A 23,093-nucleotide genomic window follows, 5' to 3' on the forward strand; every position below is an offset into this window, starting at 1 on the left:
TACCATCCACGGGGTGACGCGAAGTGTCACCGGACCGTGGAAGGGGTGGGTGGCGTGGAACTGGACGAGCTCGGGCTCGTGCCGGAGGAGTCGGTTGTCTACCAGATGCTGATCGCCCATCCGCCGGCCCCTGCGGAAGCGATCGGTGCCGCGACCGGTCTGTCCGTCGAACGGGCCGCGGCCGCCCTGTGTTCCCTCGTGACCAGGGGCCTTGTTGTCCGTGCCGCCGACGGCCATCGCTATGCCGCGGCGCCTCCGGCCGTCGCCCTGGGGGCCGAGCTGGCGGTGCACCGCGAGCGGCTGCAGCGCGCCGAGCTGACGGTCGCGCGGCTCACGGAGGCGTACCGCATGGCGACCGCGGACCGTGCGCAGCGCGAACTCGTGGAGATCGTCGAGGGTGGTGAGGCCATCGCTACGCGCTACCGCCAGTTGCAGTTGTCCGCGCGCCACACCATCGACATCTTCTCGGCGGGCAGGCCCCAGGCGGTCACCCCGGCGGACAGTGAGGAAGTCACCGCCATCGCCCGCGACGTGCGGGTGCGCGCCGTGATCGACCAGGGCTTCATGCGCGAACCGGGTGCCGCGGAGAACGTCGCGCAGTCCCTCGCCGACGGGGTCCAGGTGCGGACCGTCACCGAAGTGCCGTACAAGCTGATCCTCTGCGACGACTCCGTGGCGATGCTGCCCCTGCACGGCCGGAACGCCGACGTCGACCCGGCGGTCGTTCTGCACGGCGGGCTCACCCATATGGCCCGGGAGCTGTTCGAGCAGGTGTGGGAGCGCGGCAGCCCGTACCAGGGGGAGCCGGGTGCCGGTGTCGACCCCGTCGACGTGCACATTCTGCGTCTGCTGCTCGCCGGGCTCACGGACACGGCCGTGGCCACGCAGGTGGGGCTTTCGGCGAGGACGGTGCAGCGCCGCATCCAGCTGATGATGTCCCACGCCGGTGCGACCTCGCGGCTCCAACTGGGCTGGTACGCGGGGCAGCACGGGTGGGTGTGACCGCCGTCTGCCACACCCACCCTGATCATGGCCCTGCTTAATTCAGGGTGACCGCCCGGATCACGTCCTGCTCGACCGTCAGCCCGCCCGGGCCTTGGGCCGTCGTCCGCAACGACACCGACTTCGCGGCACGCGGCGTGTCCAGGACCGTCACCCAGCGGCCGTCGCCGGTCCGCTTGAGCACGGCGTCCTGCCAGGTCGCCCCTTCGTCGTACGAGACCTGGCACGTGGCCGACGTGGCCGCGGTCCTTCCGTCGTACGTCGCCGAACGCAGTCCGAGATCGAGGCGCTTGCCTGCCCTCGCCGTGCCCTGTACGTCCGTGCCGACGTCGTACGTGAGATTCAGCATCGGCACATCGGCACGAGCCGTCCCCGTCGGCAGCGGCTTGTAGTCGAAGCCCCACGTGGTGCTCGTCCTCGTGGTGCCCGGCCACGCGGCGGTGGTGCGCTGTCCCGTCGCCACGAGCCGGTACGACCCCGCCGTCAGGTTGTACGCACGGCCCGACTGGGCATTGAACGTGGCCAGTCGCGTGTCGCCGCGATAGAGCGAGGTCTGCTTGCTTCCACCACCGGCCCCGACGTGGTTCTCGTCGCCCGCGCCGGACCACATCGCGACGTTCCAGTTCAGGGAGTTGCTGCTCGTCTGGTACGGGACGTAGGTGTCACCCAGGCGCGCGGCCTGGACCGGCTTGAACCAGGCGGCGTCATAGCGGCGGCCACCGGCATACGAGTCCTTCGAGCCGCGCTCGAAGTAGCCGTCCGCCGCACCGAGTCCGGTGTGCTGCTCGTACCAGGACCCGACGGCGGTGGTGGCGCCGGTGACGTACTCCGTCGTCGCCCGCGACCACTTCTCGTAGCCGTCACCGCCCAGGCCCGCACCCCACGCCGGGATGAAGTAGCGCCCGCCGTAGCCGACAGTGCCCGGTGCGGCGTACACGCTGTTGTTCACGCGGGCGAGGTCGCCGTCGTCCGGCTCGTACGCCAGGGACCGGTCAGGGATGACGTCCTTGAACTGTTGCACCAGGTCGTAGCTGTAGTCCGGGTACTGCTGCTGCTTCACATGCAACCGGCCGCTGCCCGACTTGGCCGCGGAGACGAGACGCGCGCCGTCGTCGCGCCGGACGGAGGCGACGGTGAGCCCGTCGGCTCCGGTGTAGCTCTGGTACAGGCGCCCCGGCGCGTTGTTGACGACGATCAGCATGGCCGCGCCCGCGTCGGCGGCGGCCTGCGCGCGCTGCGTCGCGGTGACGTCGTCGGCGAGGTCGACGATCACGGCTTTGCCCCGTGCGTCGAGGCCCGTGTAGTCGGACGCCGTGCCCCGGCCCGCGTAGACGGTGCGCAGGGTCGACGGGCCGTCGTGGAACGTGGTGTCCGGCTGTGCCGTCAGCTCGATGTTCCGCCCGGTGCCGGTCTCGGCGTCGAGGGCCTTCTGCCGCAGCCGCCAGTGCAGGAACGCGCGCAGCGAACCGTGCGCCACCTTCTGTGTCGGTGCCAGGTACAGGGAGTCGTACTTGCCGGCCAGCAGCCAGGAGGTGGACCAGTTGACACCGGAGCCGTCGTCGTAGGTGCGCTGGAGGTTGAAGACGGCCTGCGTCTCCTCGCTCTCCCCCTCGGTGACCGCGTATGCCCTGCGTACCTTCGTCGCGTCCAGGTCGGCCGTGCCGGAGGTGTGGCCGGCGCCGAGCGTTGCTTCGTCGGAGATGAGCAGGGCCTGGCCGAGCGAGTCGGCGGTGTCGCCGGGCACTTCGACGTAGGCGGTCGAGGTGTAGCGGCCGGGTGGCAGCCGCAGCGTCTTCTCGCCGTCGACGGCGATGAGTATGGAGTCGGAGGAGTCCGCCGTGTGCAACGCGACGTTGCCCGACAGCGGCTTCCCGTCCCGGCCCCTCAGCCTGATCGTGTAGTCGTATTTCTCCGCCTCCTTGAAGAGAGCGAAGCCGGTGTGTGCGACCGCCTTGCCGGTGGCGGTGTCCGTCGCGACGACATGGCCGGAGAACGTGGTGCCCGCGGGAACCCGGGACGGGTCGAGCGTCAGGGTCACGTCGGTGGTGGCGTGGGCCGGGACCGTCACCGAGGACCGCGACAGCGTGTACGCGTCGGCGTCCGTGTCGAGGGCGAGGGCGAGCGTGACGTCCGCGTCACCGTCGTTGCGGTAGGTGACCGTGCGGGTCGTCGTCCTCGCGTCGGCGTTCGGCCAGTCGTACGCGGCCGCCTCGACGGAGCCCGTGGCCTCGATGGTGGAGCCGATGGCGGAGGCCACGTTCACCCGGCCGGTGCCCACCTCGTAGGGGGTCTCAGCGGTCTTGTCGGACGTCGACATCAGCGCGCTCTTGATGCGTTCGCCCGTCCAGTCCGGGTGCCGTTGCTTGAGGATCGCGGCCGATGCGGCGACGAGCGGGGTCGCCATCGACGTCCCGCTCATCGTCCGGTACGGACCGCCCGTCCATCCCGGCACGGACTGCGAGGCGGCGGCGGTCACGTCCACACCGGGCGCGGAGACGTCCGGCTTGAGCCCGTGCGTACCGGTGAGCGGGCCCTGGCTCGAGAAGGGTGCGCGCTCGTCGTTCCCGTCGACCGCGGCCACCGTCAGCGCGGAGGCCGCGGCGCCCGGGGCACCGATGGTGCCCGGGTCGTACGCGTTGCCCGCCGCGATGACGAACAGCGGACCACCGTCCGCGGAGAGCTCGTTGACGGCCTGGGACATCGGATCCGTGCCGTCGGACCCCTCGGGGGAGCCGAGGCTCATCGACACGATGTCCGCGCCCTGGGCCTTGGCCCACTCCATGCCCGCGATCGAGTACGACTCGTCGCCGGTGCCCTCGTTGCCGAGCACCTTGCCCACGAGCAGTTGCGCCCCCGGGGCCGCGCCCTTCTCCTTGCCCTCGGATGCGGCGCCGGTACCGGCGATGGTGGAGGCGGTGTGCGTGCCGTGGCCGTTGCCGTCGTCGACGCTCTGGCCGGGTACGAAGCTCGCGCTGGCCTCGACCTGTCCGGCCAGGTCCGGGTGGTCGAGGTCGGCGCCCGTGTCGAGTACGGCGACCTTGACGCCCTTGCCGTCCAGCCCCTGTTGCCAGGCGTCCGTGGCCCTGATCTGCGTGGTCTCCGTGGCGAGCGAGGCATCGACCTTGCCGTCGAGCCACAGCTTGCCGATGCCGCCCGACAGGGACTTGGGATCGGAGCCGGCGGCGATGCCCTTCCAGAACGAGGCGGCCCGGCTCTTGTCGGCGCGCATCGCGTTCGCGTGGATCGAGGGAAGCCGCCGGACCGACTCGGCCCCGGCGGGCGCGGCGGGGGCCGCGGCCTTCGCCGTACGGGAGTCGGCCGAGGCGGTCGCGATCACCGGGAGAGTGTCGGAGTGCGCGTCGTCGTACCCCATCGCCACCAGACCGGTGACGTTGAACAGCCGCTCGTCGAGCTTTCCGGCGGCGAGCAGCGACATGGCCCGGAGCGGGATGACGTACGTGTCGGCGCCGCGCGTCTGCACCTCGACGCCGGCGGATTCGGCTCCGCTCGGGTCCACGGTCACGACGTCGTGGCTGCCGGGCAGATCGGTGTAATGCACGAGATCACCCGTGACGAGCGTGATGTCGTAGGACTTGCCGACCGGTACACCGGCCCCGCTCCCGGAGCCCGGGTCGGCGTCGGCCGCCGGGGCGGTGACCGATCCCCACCCGATGAGCGCCATGGTGAGCGCGGTGGCGGCGGGGAGGTATCGGCGTCTGGATATGGATCGCATGGGAACGGTCTATCCGGTCCGGAGGATCTCGCGCACCGACGGAAACTGTCGAGTTCCCGCCATGGCGAAAACCGGACGCAATGGTATCCCCACGGCCTCGGGCGCGATCCGAGTAGCCCTGACGGCACGGACCACGACTGGAGCCCCGACGCGCCGGCGGCCGACACGCTTGCCGCACTGACGATCACGCCCGCGGAGGCCGCTACCCTCGCCGGCGGATGGCGCGACCTGCCCATCGAGCAGTTCCGCCGGCTTCGGTGGCACAAGAACCCGACGGCTCATCTGGAGGCCCTGCTCGGCTACCTGGCACCCCCCGTCTCGACCCGCCGATTGCTGACCTGAACGGCAGACCAGAACCGGGGCAAACAACAGCCGTAAATCAACTCCAAGTTCGGACAAACCTGCGCTCGGAATCCGATGCTCCCGGTGATGTTCAGTCAACCCAGACAACCACTGCCATGCCCTGCCGACCGGCAATGCCGTAGAAGCTCCGCAGCAGTGCGAAGTGCTCAGCAAGATACGTACCTGGGTCTCCAGCGAACGCCGAGAACCCCCCGACTTCCCGGTAGGCCGGAAGTGTCGCCAGCAAGGAGTCGATCTCCATGGCTGCGAGCGCGCGAGCCACCTCGGTCACGGTCGCAGGGGCCAGCAGAGCGGGAGGGCCATCGAAACCGTCGTACACCTCAGGATGGTCGAGGAAGGCGACCGGAGTGTTGAGATCTCCGCAGATGCTCCGTTCAAGGATGCCGATATTCCGCGAATCCGGCTGCGCCCATCGGTAGAAATTGAGCAGTTCCCAGACCGCCCAGCCCAGATCCAGGGTGTCTTCGCCAGGCGGGCCCCAGTGAGGATCACCGTCCGGCGCGGACGCGGCAGCTTCACGACACCGGTCGAGGTACTGGAGAGACACGCGTGCGAGTTGCTGGGTCAAGGCCATGCATCGGAGTATCACCAGCAATGATCGAGCGGGGCAGCGATTTTCTCCCCACAGGGCAGCACGCGGGTCAGCACGTCAGCAGAACACCGAAACGAATCCCGCATCGGTTCCGTCGCAGGTCCGGCGGATGTCGTTACGGTGGAACGGCGGGGCGGCAAGGCCGGCCGCGGCACCCTCCCACCCCCAGGAGCCCCATGAGCACGCACCACCCCATCGCGATCATCGGCGGAGGTCTCGGTGGCCTCACCGCCGCCCGGGTCCTCCACGTCCACGGCATCGAGGCGGCCGTCTTCGAACTGGAGCCGTCCCGGCAGGCCCGTACCCAGGGCGGCATGCTCGACATCCATGAGGAGAACGGCCAGAAGGCCCTGCACGCCGCCGACCTCTACGACGGCTTCCTCCAGATCATCCACGAAGGCGGGCAGGCCATGCGCCTGCTCGGCCCCGACGGCACCGTCCACGTCTCGGAAGAGGACGACGGCACCGGTGGCCGGCCCGAGGTCGACCGCGGGGACCTGCGCGACCTGCTCCTCGACTCCCTCCCGGCCGGCACGGTCCACTGGGGCAGGAAGGCCACCGGCGTCCGCGCTATGGGCGGCGGACGCCACGAAGTGACCTTCGCCGATGGCTCCGCCCTCACCACCGACCTGCTCATCGGCGCCGACGGCGCCTGGTCACGTGTACGTCCCCTGCTCTCCGACGCCGTGCCCGCCTACACCGGCATCTCCTTCGTGGAGAGCGACCTGCTGGAGGCCGAGACCCGCCACCCGCGCAGCGCGGCCGTCGTCGGTGGCGGGTTCTTCCTCTGCCTCGGCGACGAGCGCGGCTTCCTCGCCCACAAGGAGACCGACGGCAGCGTCCACGTCTACGCCGCCCTCAAAGCGGACGAGGGCTGGCTGGACACGGTCGACTTCACCGACCTGTCGGCCGCCAAGCAGGCCGTGCTCGCCCGCTTCGAGGGCTGGGAGGAGACCCTGCGCGGTCTGATCGCCGATGCCGACACCATGACCCCGCGCCGTATCCATGCCCTGCCGGTGGGCCACCGTTGGGACCGGGTGCCGGGCGTGACCCTGCTCGGCGACGCCGCTCACGTGATGTCGCCCTTCGCCGGCGAGGGCGCGAACCTCGCCATGTTCGACGGTGCCGATCTCGCCTCGGCCATTGCCGCCCACCCCGGCGACACCGAGGCGGCTCTGTACGCCTACGAGGAAGCCCTCTTCCCGCGCAGCGAAGCCTCAGCCGCCGACTCCGCCCAGAGCCTGGAGACGACGTTCGGCCCGCGGGGCCTGGAGGCGATGACCGCGTTCTTCACCACCGGGCCGGCGGCCCCGTAACCCCCCGGCCACGAGCCCATTGGCCTCCCCACGGGGCAGGTGCCCACATCGCACACAGCCCTGTGCGGCAGAGGCTGTCTGCATTTCCGGGACGACGACGGGCAGGCCTGGGTCGAGGCCGAAGCCGAACGGGCGGCGCCGCGCCGCCACGTATCACGGGTGCTGCGGCAAGTCGTCGTCCGCGAGCAGGCGACGCATCGCTCCCGCCGCGAAGTCGGACACGGTCGTCAGATCGTCGCCCTCGTCGATTCTGCGGATGCACGCATCGACGACTGCCTGCACCACCGCCACGATCAGCTCCGGCTGCGGCCGCCCCAGTTCGCGTACGACGCGGGCTAGCGCCTCATGCAGTGAGACGTGCAGATTCCGCACCCGCTCCCGCGCCGACGGGGAGAGCGCGTCGCGCGAGAGTGCGGACAGCCAGCCGTGGGTGCCGCGGGCGGCCTGTTCGAGGTTGGCCCTGACATAGGCGGCGACCTGGGCGGCGGGCGTGGTCTCGGCCGCGATGGCCTGCTCCACCGCGTCGATCCAAGCGGGGAACTCACGGGTGACGACGAGTTCGAGCAGGTCGTCGATGGAGTTGAAGTAGCGGTAGATGCTGTTGCGGGCGATCCCGGCTCGCGCGGCAACGGCTCCGGCCGTGAGGGCTTCGGCGCCGCCCTCCTTCAGGAGCTCCTCGGCCGCGTCGATCAGCTGGGCGAGCCGCTGGGCCCGGTGCTCCCGGACGCTGCCGGCTTCGATCTTGGGCATTTTTCTTCGCTTCACCTCGGACGCTGTGCCGTCTCCCGCCAACCTACCCCCACGTCCGGGAGACCGGGCGAGCATGTTAGCTTGCCAAAACTTAGAGACACCCTGTCGCTAAGTTCTGTCCGTGTTTTCTGCCGAAGGCTGTCCGATGCCACCGATGACCTCCCTCCCTCTGCTCCGATGTCTCCTGGGATCGAAGAAGCGCGCCGCCGTGGTGGTGGCCTTCTGGGTCCTGATCGCGGGCCTCCTCGCCGGGCTCGCCCCGGCCCTGGAATCCGTCGAGGACAACGCGTCCGCCAACCTGCCGCCCGCCGCCTCCGACTCCATGAAGGCCCGTGATCTCGTCCGCGCCCAGCTTCCGGGCCAGGACGCGACGCCGGCGATCATCGTGATCCGGGGCAGGGGCACCGACGCCGCGGCGAGCGCCACGCGGGCGGTCGCCGCCATCACCTCGGCCCTTTCCGGAACGAGCCGGCCTCAGCACGTCGTGAGCGTGGTCTCCGCGGTGACCGCTCCCGACGCCGCGGCCGAGTTGGTCTCGCGGGACCGGGGCGCCCAGTTGGTCATCGTGCCCATGAAGGGAAGCCCTTCGGACGAGTCCTTCCAGACCGCGGTCGACGCGGTGCGTGACCTCGCGTCCGACCGGGCCGGGCCCGCCGACGTCGCGGTGACCGGCCCCGCCGGGATCGCCACCGACACCGTGAAGGTCTTCAGCGGCGGTGACAAGGTCCTGCTGCTGGCCACCATCGTGCTCGTCCTGATCATCCTGCTGGCGATCTACCGCTCGCCCCTGATGGCACTCGTGCCGCTTCTCGCGGTGGGCGTGGCCATGCGCGTGGCGGAGACGCTCGGCGCGATTCTCGCGGACGCCGGAGTCATCACGGTCAGCTCCCAGACCGCCTCGATCATGACCGTGCTGCTGTTCGGGGTGGGCACGGACTACGCGCTGATCATCACCGCCCGCTACCGCGAGACCCTGCTCGACGAGCCGGACCGCGCCCGCGCGATGCAGACGGCCGTGCGCCGCACCGCCGAGTCCGTCCTCGCCAGCGCCTCAACCATCGTGCTGGCCATGTTCGCCCTGCTCGTGGCCGCCTCCCCGGCACTCCACGGCTTCGGACCGTATCTCGCTCTGGGCGTGGCCGTCATGGCGCTGGTGGCGTTCACCTTCATCCCCGCCCTCGTCCTCCTGTTGGGCCGGGGCGTCTTCTGGCCCGGGGGCGTGGACAAGGCCGCCGAACGCAGTCGCGGCGCAGGCATCTGGCACCGCGTCGCCGCCCTGATCGCACGGGCTCCCGTCAAGGTGGCCTCGGCAGTGATCGCACTCCTCGTGGTGCTGAGTGCGGGACTGCTCGGCTACCAGGAGAGCTTCAACACCCTCAGCGGCTTCCGCGCTGCCACCGAGTCCGAGCAGGGGCAGCACCTCATCCAGGAGGAATTCGGGCCCGGCGAGATCGCACCCAGTACCGTCGTCGTCCGCTCCCGGGACAACCTGCGCTCCAGCCCCGCGCCCGCCGCCATCGCCACCGCGCTCACCGACGCCGCTCACGTCAGCCGTGTCGCAGAGCCCCGCATGGGCGAGGACGGCAGGACCGTCTTCTACGACGTCGTCCTCGACCTCGACCCGTACAGCTCGAAGGCACTCGACGCGATCGGTCCCCTCAAGCAGGCCACCCAATCCGCGGCCCGGACCGCCGGAGTGCGGGACGCCACGGTGCTCATCGGCGGCGAGACCGCGCAGAACGCCGACATCCGCTCCGCCCTCGACCGCGACACGACCTTCATCGTGCTCCTGGTCCTGGCCATCGTCACGGCGGTCCTCGTCCTGCTGCTCCGCTCGCTCCTTGCCCCGCTCTACCTGGTCGCGACCCTGATCCTGTCGTTCCTGGCCACCCTGGGCGCGACCACCTTCTTCACCGTGACCGTCCTCGGTGACGACGGCATCGGCAACCGCGTGACCGCGTACATCTTTGTCTTCCTCGTCGCGCTCGGCGTCGACTACAACATCTTCATCATGAGCCGGTTCAAGCAGGAACTGCGCACCCGGCCCCCGGCGAAGGCGATCACCGCCGCCCTGACGCGCACCGGCGGCGTCGTCTCCTCCGCGGGCCTCATCCTCGCGGCGACCTTCGCCGTCCTGATGACCCAGCCGATCCGCGAACTGTTCCAGTTCGGATTCGCCATGGCCTTCGGCATCCTGCTGGACACCTTCCTCATCCGTCCGCTTCTGGTCCCCGCCCTCGTCCGCCTGCTCGGCAACCGCGCCCTGTGGCCCGCACGCCCGGGGACCCCGCAGACTCCGTTCACGCCCACCTCCGAACCGCCTTCCGCCGTGGCGCCGGCTGCACGGGCCGCCGGGACCGGCTCCAGCCGGCTGCTCCGCGCGTTCACCTGGATCGCTATCGTCGAGGCGTGCACGTGGGCAGGTCTGCTGGTCGGGATGTACCTCAAGTACGTTCCCGAAACCACGGAGCTCGGCGTACGGATCTTCGGCGCCCTCCACGGCGCCGCCTTCATCGTCTACGTGTCCCTGACCGTCCTGATCGCGATCCGCCTGAAGTGGCGGCTGGGCCGGACCACGATCTTCGCCCTGCTGGCCGCCGTACCGCCGTTCATGACCGTCGCGTTCGAAATCTGGGCCCGCCGCACGGGCCGCCTCCCTCAGGCGGCCGCGGACGCGAGCCCGACTCCAGCCCCGAAACCGCACCCCGCGGAGTGACTCGATGCGCGTTGCTCACACGCGAGTGACGTGCTGGTCCAGGACGGCCCGCAGCCGTTCGAGGCTCTCGGCCTCATGCAGGCCCCGCTTGGGCAGGACGCTGAGGTACATGATGTTGGGGTCCCGGCTCAGCAGGACGAAGTGGCCGACAGTCTCCCGGTAGCCCTGGAAGACGGACCACTTGAGGGTCAGCGTGCTGTGGTCGGTCCGGCAGGTGATCCCCGCCGGGGAAACAGTGGCGCGGTACTCGCCCTGCCAACCGACAAGCCGCTGCACACTGGCGGCCTGCAGGCGCGGGTACCCCCACACGATCAGAACGACGAGCAAGAACAGAACAGTTGAGACCAGGTCGAAATTCCCACGACCCACAACGGAGAACAACCACTGCCCGATCCACAGGGTGAGGAACACACCCCGCAGCAGCAACCCGGTCCGTTTGATCCGCCCTCGGACCCGCAGGCCGACCAGTGTGTCCTCCGGCCGGGGGCGGTACACCATCTCGACCGCGCTCTGCTCGTCCACGGAATCGTCAGACGTTCGCGCGTTGTGCACGCCCTCGGCGCTGCGGCCCTCGGCCATGGCGAAACCCCCTGCAAAGATCGCGGACCCTGCCGAACCTCAGTGCCGGGGCGGACGGCCGCCGCGGCGGGGCAGGTGGCGGTCGAGTATGCCACGCAGCCGGTTGGTGTCGTCCCTGCCCAACGCACGCGTGGGCAGCTAGTGCACGATGAGCCGGTACGGAGCGTGCGTCAGCAGGACGACAACTCAGCGCACACCTCGTGCGCTTCGTCCAGCGCCTGGCCCGGAGGGCCACCATCAGGAGCCACCCTGGCCAGGGCACGGTCCTCCTTGTCGTGCGGACCGGCTGACCTGCGCAATCGTCACCCAACTGGCGTTGACCCGCGCCCCGGCCACCCGCGATAGTGACGCGTCCGGCCGTCGCCGGTCGCTTCACAGGGTGGGGATCTTCATGCACGACACCGGGCACACGAACACGCCCGACATGGCACAGCCGGCAGAGCCGGAGGCGGCGCAGCGGTCACCGGAGGCCGCCGCCGCGCTGGAAGCCGTACGGGACGCGCTCGCGGCGAAGCGCAACGGCGAGGCACGCGAGCGGGCCACCTCCGCACTGGAGAGGTACGGCCCCGACCCGGAGCTGTACGCATTGCTGGGCCGGGCGCATGTCGCCGAGGACGACGACGACCACGACGACGAGGCCGAGCGCGTCTACCGTCGGGGCCTCGACGCCTTCCCCGACAACCTGGTCCTGCTCGCCGCGTACGCCGAACTCTGCAGGGCCGCCGACGGACTGGAGCGCCCCGGCCGCGCCGCTCGCGCCGCACGGCTCGTGGCGCGGATCGAGGAGCTGGCCCCCGGCTCGCCGGAGGCGCAGCAGCTCCGCGCCCCGGCTCCGCTCTGGACGACGCAGAGCGCGACGCCCCGGCACTCCCTCGCCCACACCCAGCGCCACGACGTCCGCCAGGCCCTGGCCGCCGCCCCCGGCCTGGCCGAGGCGGCCCGACTCGCCGAGGAAGAGGCGGGGCAGCACCCGCACAGCCTGCGCCTGGCCATCCGCGCCGAGACGCTCACCGCGTTCACCCGGCCCGGTCGCCCGCTGCTCCTGTGGCTGATCAGGGCGCCGTATCTGAGCGTCCTCGCCGTCCTGGCGGTGGGCGCCCTTACGCTTGTCCTCGACGCGTCGGCGCGCTGGTCGGTCTGGGCGGGTGCCGGCGCCGTACTGGCCCTCGTCCCGTACCGGCTGCTCACCGTGCTGGAGAGCGGCGCCCGCATCCGTGCCGCGGACCGCGTTCTGCCGCTCCCGGCGGGCGCATTGGAACCGGCGAGCCCGCTGTCCTCGCCGCCCCCGCCGGGGCTGCGTGACTTCGCGGTGCTGGGTGCGGCGCTCACCCTCGCGGTGTTCGCGCTCGTCTCGCCGGTGGCGCTCAGGTCCGTGCCGGCCGAGCCCACGGACTACCCGCGCTACACGGTCTCGCCGCCGTACGAGTTCCGGGGCGAGCCGCTGGCCTCCGCCGTGCCGGTGGTGGACGGGGTCGGCTCCGATCTCGCGTCGCTGTGGACGGAGACCCTGGACGTCGAGGGCGCGTTCGCCTACCTCTACGGCGACCTGTCGGTCCTGGAAAACAGCAGTGGCCCGGACGCGCTCATCTTCGGTGCGACGGGTGACTTCCGGGGCACCCCCGACGTGGCCCTGAAGAGCTACGAGTTGGGGCTGTCGGAGTCGGACTCGACCATCAACGAGATCTGGCAGCCGGATGCCGGTCCGGGCGGGGGCAGGCTCCGCTGCGTCTCGTACGCGGACGACGCGGAGGCTCCCGGCGCACATGTGGCGTGCAGTTGGGCGGACGACGGCAGTCTCGGCACGGTCGTCATGAACGAACACCTCGACCACGACGCCGCGTCGGAGGCCGCCCGCACGGCGCGGGACGCGGTGCTGCACGGGGGCGTACACGCCTAGGGCGTGTTGGCCAGGTTGCACGCGCTGCCCGCCGGGGCCGCTGTGGCACTGGCCGTCGTTGCCCCGCGCGCGTAAGTCTCAATCGGCCCGTGCCTTGAGCCGGCGCCGGCTCATGGTGCCGGTCAGCGGCCGCATCCGACGCGTTCCGTTGACAGGGCCAGGTCGTCCAGGCGCAGGTCGTAGGAGTCAGGGGTGGGATCGCCCTGGTAGAGCTGCCAGCCGATGCGGACGGTGTCGATGGAGGGGAGGACGAAGTCCACCGGATTGCCTCCGTGCCGGGTGGTGGTGACGGTCATGTCGGGCTGGGGCTCGCCGTCGATCCATACCGCCACGCGGTTGTCCGAGGCGTCCACCTCCCATTCCAGGCACGTCCACTTCCCCGGTTCGGCCGGGGCGGACTCGCGCCAGTCGGTCCAGTCGCCCGTGGGGCCTCCGTCGGAGCCGATGCCCCACAACTGCTCCCCGTCGCCGACGGTGGGTACGTACTGGCCGCCGATCGGGCGGACCACGCTGCCGTCGCCCCGGCCGGTGGCTTCCACCAGGGTGAAGTGGGCCCAGTCCGGAGCGGTGGGGAAGTCGTCGACCTTCACCCGCATCCGGCCGAAGAAGCTGTTGTCCGGGGCGGAGAACTCGTCGACCTCCAGGAACGCGTATCCGTTGCCCTCGGTGCGCACCCGGAGCACCTGGTTCGCGCCGCGCTTCCCGCCGTGTCCGCGGCCCTGCTCGCGTTCGACGGACAGCGTGCCGTTCCGGGTGTCCACACCCCAGTGCAGGCTGGTGCCCGCGCCGCGCGGCAGCCCCTCGAAGTCCTCGCAGAACAGTAACGCCGTGTCGGGGGCACAGCCATCGGTCGGCCGGCCGCTGTGGCGGTCGTGGGCCGGGGCGCCGCCGGTGGCGGCCATCACCGTGAAGCCGGTCAAGGCGACGGCGACGAGCAGCCGGGGCAGCCGCCGGCCGGCGAGGAGGGGATGGCGCATGCGAAGTTCTCCAATCGGGGCGAGGCGGTCGCAGGGGCATATGGGAGCGCTCCCATGAATCGTCGGCACCCTACGGCAACCGCTGCCCCCGCACCAGACGATTGCCGATAGTGCGCCGGCACCACCCGAGACCGCTGGGGCAATGCTCCCTCCCGCTCGTGGCGTTGCCGACCGGCGGCACGTCGTCGCCCGCCGCACCGACGCAGTACCGGGCCCAGCCGGAACGACGGGTTTCACCCGGCTGAAAGCGCGCCCGAAGGTCCGCTTCAGGCCCCCGCGCCCGGAGCTCGCTCTCAGACCTTCGTGTACGGCCCCAGGAAGCGGGCTCGTCCGCCCTCGACCCGGTAGAGAAAGATCCCGCCCTCGTACCGCACCCGTCGCACGGCGTCGAAGGACAGCGTCCGGGTGATGCCCGGGTGGGTGGTCAGAAAGAGGCGCTGCGCCATGCCTTCGCGCTCCGCCCCGGTGGCGCTGGTGGTGCGTGCCGCGCGGGCGATCAGCCCGACCGCGTCGTACGCCTCGGCGGCCCAACGGGCGGGAGCGGTGCCGAAGCGCTTCCGGTACGCGGCGGTGAACGCCTTCGCGGCCGGGACCGCCGCCGGGTCACTGTACGCCTGGGCGAAGACCCAGCCCTCGGAAGCCTTCCCGGCACCGCTGAGGAAGGCGGGCGCCAGTACCGCCCCCGTCGACACGCGGGTTCCGGTGAACCCGGCGGCCGCCAGGGCGGCGGCGCAGCGGGCGCCCCGGGCCGGGGACGTCGAGGCGAGGACGACGGCGTCCGCGCTCCCGGCGACCACCGCACGGGCCACCGGGCCGAAGTCATCGGTGTCCGCCGCGACCGGGTGCACGGTCACCTCGACACCTTCGGGCGGTGGGTCCCGGAAGGTCTTCGTGCCGGCCCAGGCACCCTCGATGTCGGCGCGGTCCTCCACGATCGCCACCCGGTCGGCCGGACGGACCTGGAACACGTAGCGCGAGATGCCGATGGGCAGCGCGCTGTCGAAGGGGCGGGCCACGCAGAGCGTGTGCGTGGCCGACATCTCGGCGGTGGTGGCCCCGGCCGAGACGACGACCTGGGCGAGGTCGGCCTTCTCGTAGCGCTCGACTACGGACGCCGCGAGGACGTCCTCGGTGGGGCCGACGACGGCCAGCACCTTCGGGTCGGCGGCCAGCCGGTCGGCGGCCCGGAGCGCGCGGGCGGGGTTCCCGCCGTCGTCCTCGGTGCGCAGGGCCAGCCGGAAGGGGGCGTCGGCGCGGGCGTTGTGATCGTCGACGGCGATCCGCATGCCCCGCTGGTGCGCGAGGCCGGTTGCCCGGCCCGGTCCGGTGAGGTCCGCGTGCAGGCCGATGGTGTGGGTGGGCGGGGTGCGGGGACCCGGGGACGCCCCGGCGCCGGGGCGCCGCGTAGCCGTACGGGCCGCCACCCCGCCCCCTGCCAGCAGGATCCCTGCCGCCCCGGCGATCAGCACGGTCCGCCGGGCGGGACGGGTCGCGACGGATTCCCCGACGACGGTGGGAGGTTCCGGGGCGGTGATGTCGAGGGCGGCGGCGGAGCGGGCGGCGATCACCGCGGCCAGTCCGGGCGGTGCCCAGGCGCCCGGGTCCTCGCCGGGCGGTGCGGCGAGGACCCGGGCCACGTCCCGGGCCGTGGGCCGGTCCGTCGGCGCCTTCGCCAGGCAGGCCTCGACGAGCGGCAGCAGGGCGGGCGGCAGGCCGTGCAGGGCGGGTGGCTCGTGCACCGTACGGAACAGTACGGACGCGGCCCCGCCGTCTCCGAATGGACGGCGGCCGGTCGCCGCGTACGCGAGGACGCATCCCAGCGCGAAGACGTCGCAGGCGGGTCCGGCTCGCCCTCCCGATGCCTGCTCGGGAGCGAGAAAGCCGGGGGTGCCGATGACGGCGTCGGTCGCGGTGAGAGCGGTGGCCCCCTGGTGGCGGGCGATGCCGAAGTCGATGAGCCGGGGCCCGTCGAGCGCCAGGAGCACGTTCGCCGGTTTCACGTCGCGGTGGACCAGACCGGCTCCGTGCACCGCGTCCAGCGCGTCGGCGAGGCGGGCCCCGAGCGCGCGGACGGTCGCGGGCGGCAGGGGACCTCCGGCCAGGACGACGTCGGCCAGCGAAGGGCCCGGTTCGAACACGGTGGTGAGCCACGGTTCACGGGCCTCGGTGTCGGCGTCCGTCACCGGGACCACCCAGGGACCGGTGACCCGGCGGACGGCCTCGGCCTCGCGCCGGAATCTGGCCCGGAAGCCGGGGTCGGCGGCGTGTTCGGCCCGGATGACCTTCACGGCCACGAGCTGCCCGCCGGGCGTGCGGGCCAGGTATACGACGCCCATGCCGCCCGCGCCGAGCCGCGCCAGGATGCGGTGCGCGCCGACGGTCCGGGGGTCGTCCGGAGTGAGTGGCCGCATGCCCGGTCAGTTCTCGCTCGTGGCCAGCGGGCCGAGGTAGTGGAACGCACCGCCGCGGACACCGTGGAGGTGGGCTGCCTGGCCCTTGAGCCGGTTGCCCTTGCCGAAGGCGTAGTCGCGCGAGATGCCGTGGTACGAGGAGGCGGCGATCTTCGCGACCAGGTCGGCCCGTGCGGGGGGCCGGTTCTTCCGGGCGAGGGCGGTGAGGGCGGCGAGAACCAGCCCGGCCGCGTCGTACGCCTCGGCGGCCCAGGCAGCGGGGGCGCCGCCGTACTTCTTCCGGTGCGCCGCGGCGAACTGCTTCACGGCGGGGGCCGTCGCGCCGACGCAGGGCGAGACGAACTCCCAGCCCTCAGCGGCGTCCCCGGCGTCCTCCAGGAAGCGGGCGCCCATGGCCGAATGCATGGCCATGCGGGGGCCCTTGTAGGAGGTGGCGGCGAGTGTCCGGGCAGCGCGAGCGGCCCCGGCCCGGTCCCCGGCGTGGAAGAAGGCGTCGCTGTGGTGTGCGAGCAGGTCGGCGACGACCGGGGCGAGGTCGCGGGTGCCTGCGGGCACCACGCGGGGGTAGGTGGTCCCGTCCGTGGAATCGACGACGATCCGGTTCAGGAAGTAGCCCGTCAGGTACGCGGACTGGCCGCCGGCCCGGTCGACGAGCACTCCGAGCCGTTGCACGTCGGGCCGGAGCACCAGCCGGTTGCGGATCGGATACGCCAGCGCGACGTCGGACGGCACCGCCTGGAAGAAGGACCTCATGGACCGTACGGCGAAACTGATCTGCTGGGACGAAACGGTGACCAGCGGCAGCATCGCCTCGTCGTAGATTCCGAGCACCGCTGTGGTGGCGGGGTCGTCGGTCGGGCCGACGACGGCGAGCACGTCGCGGTCCCGGGCGAACCGCTCGGCGGCGCGCTCGGCCGCGGCGGGTTCGCCCCGGTCGTCGAGCACCTTCACGCGCAGGGTGAACGGCTTGTCCGCAAGGGAGTTGAACCGGTCGAGCGCGAGCCGCACCCCGCGTTCCTGGGCCCGTCCGTCCGCCGCCCGGGGCCCGGACAGATCGGCCTGCACGCCGATGGTCCAGGTCCGTGCGTCCGCGCGGGAGCCTGTGGTGTCGTCGTCGCGCAGCCACTCGCGCACGGCGAAGGCCCCGCCCGCGACGGCCACCGCTCCGGCGCCCGCGAGGAGGAGCAGCCCGCGCCGGGCCGGGGCGGGGGTCCCGGATTCGTCGGCGAGTGTGGCGTCGATGCCGGGCAAAGCAAGGACCGTGGCGGCCCGGTCGGCGATCAGTTGTACGACGTCCCCGGGAAGCCAGTCGATCGAACCGTTCGGGGCGTCCTCGGCGATCAGTCCGTCGACTGCGGCGGCGGTGGGGCGGGCGGCCGGGTCCTTGTCGAGCACGGCGTTGAGCAGAGTCCGCAGTCCGGGGTCGTCGATGCCCTCGAGGTCCGGCTCCTCGTGGACGGTGCGGTAGAGCAGGGCGTCCACGGCGCCGCTCCCGAAGGGCAGCCGTCCGGTCGCGGCGTACGCGAGGAGGCAGCCCAGCGAGAAGACGTCACCGGCCGGTCCGACAGTGGCGCCCTCGGTGGCCTGCTCCGGCGCGAGGAAGCCGGGGGTCCCCACCACCAGGCCCGTCGCGGTGAGCGAGGTGGCGCCGGTGACCCGTGCGACGCCGAAGTCGATCAGTCGCGGCTCGTCGGCGCCCAGCAGGACGTTGCCGGGTTTGACGTCGCGGTGGACGAGCCCCGCCGCATGCACCGACGCCAGCGCGCGGGCCAGCAGCCGACCGAGCACCCGGACGCTCCGCGCGGGCAGGGGGCCACACCGGGTGACCGCCTCGGAGAGCGCTGGGCCGGGTACGAACTCGGTGGCCAGCCAAGGCCGTTCGTCCTCCGTGCCGGAGCCGGTGACCCGCACCGCCCAGGGGCTGTCCACTCGGCGCGCGGCCTCTGCCTCGCGACGGAAGCGGACCCGGAAGCCGGCGTCGCCGGCGTGTTCGGGCAGGATCACCTTGACGGCGGCCAGCGCCCCGTCGGCGGTCCTGCCGAGGTAGACGGCGCCCATGCCACCTGCGCCGAGGCGCCCCAGCAGCCGGTGTCCGCCGATCCATGACGGGTCCGAGGCCCGCAACTTTTCCACGTGCTCTCAGCCCTTCTTCCCGACGGCTGCGTGCAGCCGCATCAGCATGGCGCTCTGGGCCTGGACGCCGAGGTCGCCGATCTCGGTGTCCGTCCACCCCTTGGCGCCCTTGGCTGTCACGGCGAAGGTGAACCGGAGGATCTGGTCCTGCTCCCAGAAATACGGGTAGGGGCCGCCGAGTTCGGTGCTGCGGAATTCACCGGATTCCACCAGCGTGTCCTCGGAGTTGGTCTGATTGGCCTCGCCCCGGGCCAGGGCGCCCGCGCCGAGCCCGCCGATGAACTCACCCCGGCGCAACTGCTGCGTGGGGCAGCGCATCGATTCCTCCAGCGATTCGGCCATCTCCCAGCGCGCTCCGTCGTCCGTGCGGTGCACCGTGACGATCGCGGCGAGCCGCAGCGGCCCCTTGCCCTGGCCCGCGGGGACCTCGAAGGAGCGTGTGAGGGTGGCCAGGATCCCGGGGTCCGGCTTGCGCTGCTGCCACACGCAATCGGCGTCGAGCACCGGCCAGGTGCCCTGGCCGCTTTCGTACGGGGTGCGCGCGACGACCCCGGGTCCGAAGCTCTCGGGGTCCGCGATGACCTGCCCGATGAGGTGGAGGGCCGCTTGGCGGGTGGTGGGCAGCCGTGCCGGGTCGGCGTCGATGACGGGCGCTCCAGTGGCCTCGGGGCTCCTGCTTCCGGTGGCGGGTGGGGAGGCGCCCGGCCGCTTCCTCGCCGCGTCCCCGTCCCCTCCACCGCCCCCGCCGCACGCGGTCATCAGCAGCAGCGGGACCGCCGCCAGGACTCCGTAGCCGCGCCACCCGCGTATCGGTCCCCCGCGAACCACGCACAACCACCCCGTATCCCCGAAGTCACGTCGATCCTATGAGTACGGGAGGAGGGCTGCCGGTTCCCGGGGAAACCATGGCCGGCGCGTGCTGGTGCTCGCCGGGGTGCTTGCGTCACGGTTGCCCGGTTGCGCGCGGCAAGGGCGCCGCGCGTCGGCGCCGGTCAAGCTCGTGGACGACGGCCCAGTGGTTGAGTCCGTGACCAAGCGGGCCGTGGAATTGCCGAACGCCCCACCGTACGCCGCGCCCGCTCCGCGCGGCATGGCGCGCCTGCCCACGGCGCGAGGCCCCGCCCGCATCCCTGTGAGGAGACGCGGGCGGGGCCTCGTGAGGATGCCGGGTCAGTCCTTGGTGGCTTTCTTCGTGAGGCTGCCCGTGAAGGTGAACTGCGAGCCCGGCTCGACGAGCAGGTCGCCGTCGCGCGAGTTCGAGATCGTCACGTTGGAGAGCGTCGCGTTGCCGCGGGCGCCGCCCATCGCGAGGATGCCCGAGCCGTTGTTCGACTTGTCGATGCGTACGTCGGAGATCTTCGTCCCGGTGTACTCACCGCCCCCCGTCTTGAACTGGATGCCGTCGTACGTCGAGTCGAGGATGTCGGTGTCCCGGATGGTGACGCCCGGGATGCTGGTCGCCTGCGCGAAGAGCGTGATGGCGCCGAACTCCTGGTCCTCGTTCCAGAACGCCCCGCCGGTGCGGTTCAGGGTGTTGCCCGCGATGAGTGTCTGGCCGCTGAAGGGGATGGGGTCGTGGTCGGTGGCGAGCATGATGCCCGGGTAGTTCATCGTGTCGGAGACGACGTTGTTCTCGATGGTGTTCCCGAAGCCGCCGTAGATCGCGATGCCGTTGGCCCTCCAGGGCAGTTGAATCGTGTTGTTGCGGAAGTGGTTGTCGGAGCCGACGTCGACCGAGGTGTCCTTGACGTACTTGCTCGACCAGACGGCGAGCGAGTCATCGCCGGTGTTGCGGAAGGACGAGTTGTAGACGGTCGAGTTGCGGGTGCCGTTGGTGAAGTTGATGCCGTCCGCGTACGTGTCGCGGATCCGCATCCCGCTGAACTCCAGGCCGTCGCCCGGTCCCCACAGCTCGGGGATGTTGGAGTAGTCGCGGCCGACCCAGACACCGACGTTGGCGTGCTCGATCCACACGTTGGAGATCTTGGTGTTCTTCCCCAGGCGCCCGTTGATGCCGACGCCGCCCTCCGCGTTGCCGTCGCCGCCGCGGATCCGTCCGGAGCCGAAGATGGCGATGTCGGAGATTTGCGTGTTGTCGTCGATGTCGAAGCCGAAGTTGCCCTCGTGCGGATGGTTGATGCCGCCGGCGTCCTGCGGCTGGGTGAGGGTGTAGAGCTGCGAGTACCACATGCCGGCGCCCACGATCCTGACGTTCTTGATGCCGACCTGGTTGTACTGGCCGCGGTGCTGCGGGTCGGGGGTGAGGATCTTCTGCTCCTGGCGCCACTGCCCGGCAGGGATCCAGACGCAGGAGATCTGCCCGGCCTGGTCCGCCATCACGGCTCGCTGAAGGGCGTCGGTGTCGTCGATGCCGTCATTGGGGACGGCACCGTACTCGGTGATCGAGGTGCAGTCGGAAGGCTTCGTCTTCGCCGGGGCGACCTGTTCCAGGTCCACGAGGTCCACGATGTAGAAGGCCGCGGAGTCGCCGGCGTCGCGCTGCAACCGGAACGTGGTGCCCACCGGGTAGGTCTGGGCGAGCAGTGCGTTCGACTCGTCGAAGAGGCGCCGCGCGTCCCCGCCGGGGGTGTTGGTCAGGCCCTCCGGGTCGTCGGTCGAGCCGTAGAGCCACGAGTGCTTCGACGAGAGGTCGAGCTTGCGGACGAACTTCCCGTCCGCGTAGAGGCTGAGCGTCGCGGCCTGTCCGCCGCCCCCGGCGGCGTCCGGGACGGAGTTGCGCACGACGATCGAGTTGGCCGGGTTCGTGGAGGTGAACTCGACGTACTCACCGGTGTTGTCGAGCCGCACCGACTTGCGCCCGCTGGACTCGGTGGCGAAGTTGGTGTGCCCGAAGGTGCGCTTGGCGTCGCTGGTGAGCAGCCTGCCGGTGTACGTGCCGTTCTCGGCCTCGTACTCGGTGTACGGCACGGCGGCGCCCCGGCCGACGACGATCGAGCGGGCGAAGGTGTTGTTGTTCTCGTCGGTCTCGGCGACGGTGTTCGTCGCGTCGGCGCTCGCGCTGAGCGTCGCGCCGCCGTCGGTCGCGGTCCAGGTGCCGGAGATCGGCACTTGCACGGAGGCGCCCGCCGCGACGGCGGGGGTGGTGCCGCTCAGTGTGGTCGTCCCGGCCGTCAGCCGGGTGACGGTGCCGGCCGCGACGGCGCTCGTGCCGCGGTTCTTGACGGTGACGGTGAAGCTGACGCTCGCCCCGCTCGCCGGGCTCTCCGGGTTGGTGGCGATGCCGGTGACCTGGAGGTCGGGTCCGGGGCTCTGCGTGACGACGAGCGGCGTGGCGCCCGCCCGGCTGTTGTTGCTGTCGTCCTGCTCGACGACGGTGTTGTTCGGGTCCACGGCGGCAGAGACCGCGTAGGAGCCCTGCGGGTGCGTGCCGGTGTCCACCGTGACGGTCGCCGAGGCGCCGGTGGCGAGCGCGCCGACAGCGGCGGTGCCCGCGACGGTGCCGTCCAGACTGACGGCGACGGTGGTGGCGGGGGAGGCGGCCGTACCGGCGTTGCGGACGGTGGCCTTGACGCTCACCGCGTCCTTCTCGGACGGGGAGGCGGGCGTCCAGCTCAGGTCGGTGAGCGTGAGGTCGGGGTTGGGCGCTGCGGTGCCGACGACCTCGACCTCGGCGATCTGGCCGCCGGGCGCACCGGAGTTGGCGCTGAGCGCGAGCCGGAGGTCGGCGGCGCGGCCGGAGACCGGGATGGTCACGGTGTTCTTGTTCCCGGCGGGGCTGAAGTCGTAGTTCGCGCGGGCCTTGAGCGTGGTGAAGGCGGAGGCGCTCTGACCGCGGCCACTCACCTCGATCGCCTGAGTCCGTGGGCCCCACGCGGTGTCGGGGTTGAGCTTCACGACGACGGCGGAGAGCTCCGCGTCGGCGCCGAGCTTCACGGTGAGCTGCCCCGGCAGTCCGGCGGACTCCCAGTACGTGTTCACGTCGCCGTCGTTGGCGTTGGCCGGGACGAAGGTGTGGACGTAGTTGTTGGCCTCTACGGGCTTGCCCTTGGCGAGGTTGGTGCCGGTGGGCGGAGTGCCGGGGTCACCGGGGTCACTTCCGCCGCCCGCACCGCGGACCTCCAGCTCCGACAGCTGCGCGGCCTGCCAGCCGGTGTTGGCGGTGATCTGCACCCGGACGTACCGGACGTCGGTGGCGCCGAAGCCTATCGTCACGGCACCGGCAGCGGCGGGGGTGAAGGTGCGCTCGGCGGAGCCGGAAAGGGTGCTCCAGGTGTCGCCGTCGGTGCTGCCCTGCACGGTGAGAGTCTCGTCGCGCGCCTCCCACGTCGTGGGGAGCTTGAGGGTCACCTCGTCGACGGACGTCCTGACGCCGAGGTCGACACGGATCCACTGCGGGAAGGAGCCGGCGGGCCCCTCCCAATAGCTCGCCTGGTTCCCGTCGGTGACGTTGCCTGCGCCGTACTCGCCGTTGGCGCCGCCGGCGGTGGCCGGACGGCCCAGAGCGAGATTGGGCCCGGCGGCGACCGCCCGGGGCGCGGCGGCGTGCGCAGTCGAGGTGAGCAGTCCGAGGGGGATCAGACAGGCCGCGAGCAGCCCGGCGACCAGCCGTCGGACGGGTGACTTCCGTCTCATGCTGTCCTCTGTTCGGTGAGGGGTGGGGAGT

The 23,093-nt window shown here is 71.6% G+C and carries 13 protein-coding genes; 4 read left to right on the forward strand and 9 right to left on the reverse strand.

Annotation, left to right across the window (positions count from 1 at the left end):
* Positions 1–54: 54 nt before the first annotated feature.
* Positions 55–1,002, forward strand: coding sequence for a helix-turn-helix domain-containing protein (locus AB0L33_RS04850; protein ID WP_365677708.1), 948 nt, complete (start codon positions 55–57; stop codon positions 1,000–1,002).
* A gap of 37 nt (positions 1,003–1,039) precedes the next feature.
* On the opposite strand, the gene AB0L33_RS04855 is transcribed toward AB0L33_RS04850, so the two are convergent.
* Together AB0L33_RS04855 and AB0L33_RS04860 are read right to left on the reverse strand one after the other, a co-directional pair.
* Positions 1,040–4,735 carry a S8 family serine peptidase gene (locus tag AB0L33_RS04855; protein ID WP_365677709.1) on the reverse strand — a complete coding sequence of 1,232 codons (3,696 nt, stop codon included), beginning with the start codon at positions 4,733–4,735 and terminating at the stop codon, positions 1,040–1,042.
* 433 nt (positions 4,736–5,168) lie between these two features.
* Positions 5,169–5,672, reverse strand: coding sequence for a DUF1877 family protein (locus AB0L33_RS04860; protein WP_365677710.1), 504 nt, complete (start codon positions 5,670–5,672; stop codon positions 5,169–5,171).
* 194 nt (positions 5,673–5,866) lie between these two features.
* On the opposite strand from AB0L33_RS04860, the gene AB0L33_RS04865 reads away from it, so the two are divergent.
* Positions 5,867–7,006 (forward strand): FAD-dependent monooxygenase, encoded by a 1,140-nt coding sequence (locus tag AB0L33_RS04865; protein WP_365677711.1) that lies wholly within the window; start codon positions 5,867–5,869, stop codon positions 7,004–7,006.
* 153 nt (positions 7,007–7,159) lie between these two features.
* Here the strand turns inward: AB0L33_RS04865 and AB0L33_RS04870 are convergent, their stop codons facing one another.
* A complete protein-coding gene (locus AB0L33_RS04870; protein ID WP_365677712.1) occupies positions 7,160–7,756 on the reverse strand; it encodes a TetR/AcrR family transcriptional regulator in 597 nt (198 codons plus the stop codon).
* A 154-nt stretch (positions 7,757–7,910) separates the two neighbouring features.
* On the opposite strand from AB0L33_RS04870, the gene AB0L33_RS04875 reads away from it, so the two are divergent.
* A complete protein-coding gene (locus tag AB0L33_RS04875; protein WP_365677713.1) occupies positions 7,911–10,472 on the forward strand; it encodes an MMPL family transporter in 2,562 nt (853 codons plus the stop codon).
* 15 nt (positions 10,473–10,487) lie between these two features.
* On the opposite strand, the gene AB0L33_RS04880 is transcribed toward AB0L33_RS04875, so the two are convergent.
* Entirely contained in the window at positions 10,488–11,051 is a 564-nt protein-coding gene (locus AB0L33_RS04880) for a YcxB family protein (RefSeq protein WP_365677714.1), read from the reverse strand.
* A gap of 424 nt (positions 11,052–11,475) precedes the next feature.
* On the opposite strand from AB0L33_RS04880, the gene AB0L33_RS04885 reads away from it, so the two are divergent.
* A complete protein-coding gene (locus AB0L33_RS04885) occupies positions 11,476–12,948 on the forward strand; it encodes a hypothetical protein (RefSeq protein ID WP_365677715.1) in 1,473 nt (490 codons plus the stop codon).
* 122 nt (positions 12,949–13,070) lie between these two features.
* On the opposite strand, the gene AB0L33_RS04890 is transcribed toward AB0L33_RS04885, so the two are convergent.
* From AB0L33_RS04890 to AB0L33_RS04910, 5 genes are all read right to left on the reverse strand, one after another.
* Entirely contained in the window at positions 13,071–13,925 is an 855-nt protein-coding gene (locus tag AB0L33_RS04890; RefSeq protein WP_365677716.1) for a hypothetical protein, read from the reverse strand.
* Positions 13,926–14,218: 293 nt separating this feature from the next.
* Positions 14,219–16,336 carry a bifunctional serine/threonine-protein kinase/ABC transporter substrate-binding protein gene (locus AB0L33_RS04895; protein ID WP_365677717.1) on the reverse strand — a complete coding sequence of 706 codons (2,118 nt, stop codon included), beginning with the start codon at positions 16,334–16,336 and terminating at the stop codon, positions 14,219–14,221.
* Between the two features lie 6 nt (positions 16,337–16,342).
* Positions 16,343–18,469: a bifunctional serine/threonine-protein kinase/ABC transporter substrate-binding protein gene (locus AB0L33_RS04900; protein WP_365677718.1), complete on the reverse strand. Its 2,127-nt coding sequence runs from the start codon at positions 18,467–18,469 to the stop codon at positions 16,343–16,345.
* A gap of 6 nt (positions 18,470–18,475) precedes the next feature.
* Positions 18,476–19,297, reverse strand: coding sequence for a hypothetical protein (locus AB0L33_RS04905; protein ID WP_365677719.1), 822 nt, complete (start codon positions 19,295–19,297; stop codon positions 18,476–18,478).
* A 342-nt stretch (positions 19,298–19,639) separates the two neighbouring features.
* Positions 19,640–23,062, reverse strand: coding sequence for a CARDB domain-containing protein (locus AB0L33_RS04910; protein WP_365677720.1), 3,423 nt, complete (start codon positions 23,060–23,062; stop codon positions 19,640–19,642).
* Between the last annotated feature and the right edge of the window lie 31 nt (positions 23,063–23,093).

Source organism: Streptomyces sp. NPDC052299 (genome assembly GCF_040679335.1).
Classification (GTDB): domain Bacteria; phylum Actinomycetota; class Actinomycetes; order Streptomycetales; family Streptomycetaceae; genus Streptomyces.

What these genes read in the sequence shown, in the direction of transcription:
- AB0L33_RS04855 (WP_365677709.1), bottom strand. Translation starts at nt 4,735, where the DNA reads ATGCGATCCATATCCAGACGCCGATACCTCCCCGCCGCCACCGCGCTC.
- AB0L33_RS04860 (WP_365677710.1), bottom strand. Translation starts at nt 5,672, where the DNA reads ATGGCCTTGACCCAGCAACTCGCACGCGTGTCTCTCCAGTACCTCGAC.
- AB0L33_RS04865 (WP_365677711.1), top strand. Translation starts at nt 5,867, where the DNA reads ATGAGCACGCACCACCCCATCGCGATCATCGGCGGAGGTCTCGGTGGC.
- AB0L33_RS04870 (WP_365677712.1), bottom strand. Translation starts at nt 7,756, where the DNA reads ATGCCCAAGATCGAAGCCGGCAGCGTCCGGGAGCACCGGGCCCAGCGG.
- AB0L33_RS04875 (WP_365677713.1), top strand. Translation starts at nt 7,911, where the DNA reads ATGACCTCCCTCCCTCTGCTCCGATGTCTCCTGGGATCGAAGAAGCGC.
- AB0L33_RS04880 (WP_365677714.1), bottom strand. Translation starts at nt 11,051, where the DNA reads ATGGCCGAGGGCCGCAGCGCCGAGGGCGTGCACAACGCGCGAACGTCT.
- AB0L33_RS04885 (WP_365677715.1), top strand. Translation starts at nt 11,476, where the DNA reads ATGGCACAGCCGGCAGAGCCGGAGGCGGCGCAGCGGTCACCGGAGGCC.
- AB0L33_RS04890 (WP_365677716.1), bottom strand. Translation starts at nt 13,925, where the DNA reads ATGCGCCATCCCCTCCTCGCCGGCCGGCGGCTGCCCCGGCTGCTCGTC.
- AB0L33_RS04895 (WP_365677717.1), bottom strand. Translation starts at nt 16,336, where the DNA reads ATGCGGCCACTCACTCCGGACGACCCCCGGACCGTCGGCGCGCACCGC.
- AB0L33_RS04910 (WP_365677720.1), bottom strand. Translation starts at nt 23,062, where the DNA reads ATGAGACGGAAGTCACCCGTCCGACGGCTGGTCGCCGGGCTGCTCGCG.